This window comes from Bacteroidales bacterium, from assembly GCA_012517825.1.
GTDB lineage: Bacteria > Bacteroidota > Bacteroidia > Bacteroidales > JAAYUG01 > JAAYUG01.
In genome coordinates this window covers 1-5571 of sequence record JAAYUG010000059.1, presented here as the reverse complement: position 1 = coordinate 5571, position 5571 = coordinate 1, and the positions used below count along the sequence as shown (strand labels likewise).

Here is a 5571-nt window from a genome sequence, read left to right as displayed (position 1 = left end):
TGAAATTTCTTGCCCTGCCACCGGGGGTTGCATTTTTTTCATACACATCCACCTGATACCCCATATTTGCCAATGCGGCAGCAGCTGATAACCCCGAGAATCCTGAGCCAATTACTACAATCTTTTTGTTCATCGAGTTTCGTAAGTTGTTAGACAATAATGTACTTTTCTTTTCAACAAAAATTTGCATAAATTGTTCATTATTAAAATTACGGATTTATTTGTTATTTATGCAAATCATGAAATATATCACTCCCGGTAATTTTTCCTTTCTTTTATTGTTTTTGTTCGCCTGCGGAATTTTTTTCCACTGGTTTCCACCCACCAGGCCTATTGTGATCAAACTTACCGATCTTTTTCTCCTTCTGATGAATGGAGGCGTCCTATATTTTATCATCCGCCAGGATCAGGGAAGAAAAATTTACATATGGATTATTTTCACAGTCCTCATCACTTTTTTTGCTGAACTGGCAGGAGTTCGAACAGGAAATCTTTTCGGACCCTATCTTTATGCTTCGGGCATGCACTGGAAAATCGCAGCCGTTCCGGTTGTAATTGCTCTTAACTGGGCTGTATTGATTCTGGGATCCTGGGCCTGGGCTGTTCTGATTACAAAAATTCCTCTTTTGCAAATTCTCCTTGGAATGCTGCTGATTGTTTTCTTTGACATGGTTCTTGAGCCCCTTGCCATGAAAATGGATTACTGGCAATGGGAAAACGGAGTGATTCCTTTGCAGAATTACCTTGCATGGGCTATTATTGCCGGCTTTTTTTTCCTCTTCCTGAAATGGTTTAATCTAACTTTCGAAGGAAGACTTCCCAGACTATTTTTCCTTGTACAGATTGTATTTTTTCTGCTTATTTTGCTTTTATTACCATAAGTTTTCGCCATGGATCTCCGCATTTATTCCCTCAATGTGAACGGATTGCGTTCAGCAATGTCAAAAGGATTTGACAAATGGCTGCTTACGGAACAGCCTGATATAATATGCCTTCAGGAAATCAAAGCCTTTCCCGAACAGATCGATACATCTGAAATACAAAAAGCCGGGTATCAGATGCTATGGCATCCGGCTGAGAAAGCAGGATACAGCGGAGTGGCAGTCTTTACCAAAGTTCCTCCTGATGCAACCAAAGTCGGTATGGGAATTCCCGAATATGACAGGGAGGGCAGGATGCTGCAGCTTCATTATCCGCAATTTACCCTTCTTTGTACCTATTTCCCTTCAGGTACCACCGGCGATGTGAGGCAGGCGGTTAAAATGAAATTTCTGGACGATTTCCTCACTTATACACGGCAGGTGCGAAAAGAACATCCGGCTCTCATCGTATCGGGCGATTTCAATATATGCCATAAACCCATCGACATCAATCACCCCGAAAAGCACACCAAAATGTCGGGATTCCTCCCCGAAGAGAGGGAATGGATGGACCGGTTTGTGGAAAGCGGTTTCATTGATTCGTTCCGTGTTTTTAACCAGGAGCCCGGTCAGTACTCCTGGTGGAGTTATCGTGCCGGAGCCCGTCAGAAAAACCTTGGCTGGCGCATCGATTACCATATGATTACTCCTCCTCTGAAACCACACCTTAAGGAAGCTTCCATTCACAAAGATGTCAATTTCTCTGATCACTGCCCGGTTTCCATTCGTTTGTCGTTCTGATACCAACAGCAATTGTTGAACAATAGCCAGTGGCAGGAAATCTCTAAAAAACACCCCCACTGGAAGGCAGAAAAACTGAAACCTGACAGGAAAACCAGAACCGGTTTACAAATGATCCTGTTTAATGGCATTCCTTCCCGTCCGGGGCAGATAATGCCCTTGTCCCTTCTTTCGGTCAATTAGCAAGAAACACAGAAAAATGCGGCCGGAAAAACCGGAAAACAGGAAATTTTTTCCCTCCTGAATGTAACAAACAGGAAATTTCTTCGTCTTACAAATGATAACAAATACAGTATTCTATGATCCGAACAGTCCAGCTCACCAAAATCTTCCGTACAGACGAGGTTGAAACCACTGCTCTTAATCAGGTTGATCTTGAAATCAAAGAAAAAGAATTTGTTGCGATAATGGGCCCGTCGGGCTGTGGAAAATCCACCCTTCTGAACATTCTTGGGCTCCTTGATAATCCCACATCAGGGGAACTTTATTTCATGGGCAAGGAAGTTTCCCGTTTCCGGGAAAGGGAATGCACCCGTCTGCGCAAAGGCAACATTGGTTTTGTTTTTCAGAGTTTCAACCTTATTGATGAACTCACTGTTTTTGAAAATGTTGAGCTTCCTCTTTTGTACCTTAAAGTACCGTCTGCCCAGCGAAGGAAGCGGGTTGAAGAAGCGCTGGAACGCATGAGGATGACGCACCGGCGGAAACACTTTCCTCAGCAGCTTTCCGGTGGCCAGCAGCAACGGGTCGCTATCGCCAGGGCTGTGGTTTCCAACCCTTTGCTGATCCTCGCCGACGAACCAACCGGAAACCTCGATTCAGCCAACGGGGAAGAAGTAATGAACCTCCTTTCTGAACTGAACAACGAAGGAACAACCATTGTTATGGTTACCCACTCCCCGTCTGATGCCGAAAAAGCACATCGCATTGTTCAGCTGTTCGACGGACACATTGTTACCGAAAATGTACGTAAGCTTCTCTGATTGTCATTCATCCTAAATTCAGGCTCATGATCCGCAACTTCATTCTGGTTACCATCAGAAATATCAAAAGGAATCCCTTTTATTCTATCCTGAACATTTTTGGTCTTGCCGTCGGACTAACGGCCACATTCTTTATCATTCTGTTTATTAAGGACGAAATCGGGTATGATAAGCACTCTCCCGCCTATAAACGAATTTACCGGCTCGAATCTCACTTCACCATTAACAACAAAGACGATTTGTTTGCTATATCGCAGCTTCCCCTTGGCCCTACTCTGAAAGATGAATTCCCTGAAGTGGAAGAATATGTTCGTTTTTTCTACCCGGGAACCATGTATTTCCGATACGGTGACAAGGAATTCAAGGAAGACAGCGTATGGCTTGCCGATTCAACCGTTTTCAGGGTTTTTGAATATCCCCTCGAAAAGGGCAATCCGCAAACCGCTCTGGCCAGACCTTATACCATGGTGATTTCCGGTTCCCTGGCCAGAAGAATGTTCGGAGATGAGGATCCCATGGGAAAAATACTAGTTACCATGGAAGGTGATCAGGCTGAAATTACCGGCGTATTCAAAGACCTTCCCGGAAATTGTCATCTCCGGTACAATGCCCTTCTGTCAACCTCAACCATAGCAAAACGGATCGGACCCGAACGCTTCAATGACCGCAGTTCCGGATCTTTCTGGAACATCAATTGCTTCACCTATATCCTTCTGAAAGACAAAGCCGACATTCGCAGCATCCTCGACAAATCAGAAGATTTTTATAACCGGCACATGAAAGATATCGGCGACCGTATCAACGGCCATTTCATGCTGATGGCCAAACCGCTCGCCCGGACCCACCACTATTCCTCCGATCTTCAGTACGATCAGCCAAACGGTAATTTTATGTACGTGTGGCTGTTTGCCGCAGTGGCTTTTTTCATCCTTCTTGTCGCCTGTATCAACTATATGAATATGGCGACAGCCCGTTCATTCAACCGGTCGAAAGAAGTGGGACTTCGAAAAATGGCAGGAGCTCAGCGCTCGGCTTTAATGAACCAGTTCCTCAGTGAATCCGTCTTTTTTGCCATCCTCGCTTTCCTCATCTCGCTTGTCCTTGTAAAATTGCTGATGCCTTACTTCAACCAGATTGCCGGCAAAAACATTTCTTACGGGGTCATCTTCAGCGAAGGGTCTTTCCTGATTATGCTCGTTCTTACCTTCCTTACAGGAATTATCTCGGGCAGCTATCCTGCCTTCTACCTGTCATCTTTTCAGCCGGCTCTGGTGATAAAAGGACGGATGGATTCGTCAGGCGGCAATGGTATCCTCAGAAGAATCCTTGTGGTTTTTCAGTTTTTTATCTCAGCCCTGATGATTACGGCTACCTTTGTGCTTCTGAAACAACTGAATTACATGCAGAAGGGAGATCTGGGATTTAATCCTGAAAACCTCATGGTGATGACCGTCAGGGATACAACATTTGCCAATAACTTAAAATCGTTCCAGAATGAACTCATGCAGAACCCGGCCATCGAGGCAACCTTCCGCAGCGATGCAAATCCCTTCTCGATGATGGGCATTCGAGTCATGAAAGCTGAAGGAGAAAACGGTGCCATGATTGAGCGGGCTGTGAACAACTATTTTATTGACTATGACTACATAACCGGCATGGGTATAACAATAATTGAAGGCCGGAATTACGACCGCAACATGGCGACCGACAAGGACAAAGCATACATTTTGAATGAAACGGCGGCAAGGAAGTTTGGCTGGATTGACTCTGCCGGAGCATCCACAAAGAACTACAGCTCTGCTATAGGCAGAAAATTCTTCCCCGGTGTGTCGCTTGATACCACAGCTGAAAACTATGGTTTTGTGATAGGAATTATGAAGGATTTCCATTACAAAGGCATGCAAAACGAGATTGAACCTCTTGTCCTGCTCCTTACCGATGATCCGCGCAGGACGCCCCTCCTGAATATCCGGCTTAAAAAAGGAAAAGAACAGGAGGCTATTGCCTTTATCGATCAGAAAAGAAAAGAATTTGGAGATAAATACCCTTTCGATTACCAGTTCATGGACAACATGATTGCAGAAGCTTACAAGGGCGAAAAACGCATGGGTATGTTGCTCCTGTCATTTACCATCCTTACCATCTTTCTTGCTATTCTCGGACTTCTCGGACTTGCTTCCTTCCTCACACAGCAGCGGACCCGTGAAGTTGCGCTCCGGAAAGTGGTAGGAGCCGATTCCTCTGACGTACTCCTGCTCTTTGCCAAAGAGTTTTCTAAATGGGTCCTTATCGCCAACCTCCTGGCTCTGCCTGTTGCCTGGTATCTGCTTGGGAAATGGCTCCAGAATTTCAGGTATCATATTCAACCGGAAGCCGGAATATTTATCCTTACCCTGTTTGTTACACTTGCCGTTGCCCTGCTTACGGTATCCTTTCACGTATTGCGAGCCTCCCGCACCAATCCTGCTGAAGCTCTTAAATACGAATAAATATCCTGTACCTGATTCGGGCTTCAGACTTCCCTGCACGTTGCGCATTTTTAAATGCAGCGATTGGGATTATCTTTGCGGCATGAATTTACCCTTCATCCACAAATACTATATCCTGAATTTCAAACCTGAACCGGTTGACACTTCATCTTTTTCCTATCCCTCTGATGCTGTCATCATTTATGAAATCCTGCGTGTCATTGACAGGGTATATCTTTTCCTTGAAGACCATCTCGACCGGCTGCAAAATTCCCTGATCCTGACAAAACTGCCTGTTACCCTCGACAGAAACGAAATTCTGCAACAGCTTTGCCATCTGATTAAATACAACAATTGCTCTCTGGGAAATGTGAGGATCGAACTGATTTTTCACAATGGCACCACAGATTTTCTGGCCGGATTTGTACCCCATTCTTATCCGCCGCCCGAACAATACAT

At 44.9% G+C, this 5571-nt stretch carries 6 protein-coding genes; 5 read left to right on the top strand and 1 reads right to left on the bottom strand.

Features of this window, described 5'->3' with window-relative positions:
- A partial coding sequence (locus GX419_03960) for an NAD(P)-binding protein (GenBank protein NLI23846.1) occupies positions 1-190 on the bottom strand: 190 nt, incomplete at its 3' end.
- Between the two features lie 49 nt (positions 191-239).
- Here GX419_03960 and GX419_03955 point away from each other — a divergent pair.
- The 5 genes from GX419_03955 to GX419_03935 all read left to right on the top strand — a co-directional run.
- Entirely contained in the window at positions 240-881 is a 642-nt protein-coding gene (locus GX419_03955; protein NLI23845.1) for a carotenoid biosynthesis protein, read from the top strand.
- Between the two features lie 9 nt (positions 882-890).
- A complete protein-coding gene (gene xth, locus GX419_03950) occupies positions 891-1661 on the top strand; it encodes an exodeoxyribonuclease III (protein ID NLI23844.1) in 771 nt (256 codons plus the stop codon).
- Positions 1662-1960: 299 nt separating this feature from the next.
- Complete coding sequence (locus GX419_03945) at positions 1961-2644, top strand: ABC transporter ATP-binding protein (GenBank protein ID NLI23843.1); 684 nt, start codon at positions 1961-1963, stop codon at positions 2642-2644.
- Positions 2645-2670: 26 nt separating this feature from the next.
- Positions 2671-5133: an FtsX-like permease family protein gene (locus GX419_03940; GenBank protein NLI23842.1), complete on the top strand. Its 2463-nt coding sequence runs from the start codon at positions 2671-2673 to the stop codon at positions 5131-5133.
- 82 nt (positions 5134-5215) lie between these two features.
- Positions 5216-5571 (top strand): hypothetical protein (locus tag GX419_03935; protein ID NLI23841.1); only part of this gene is annotated, 356 nt, incomplete at its 3' end.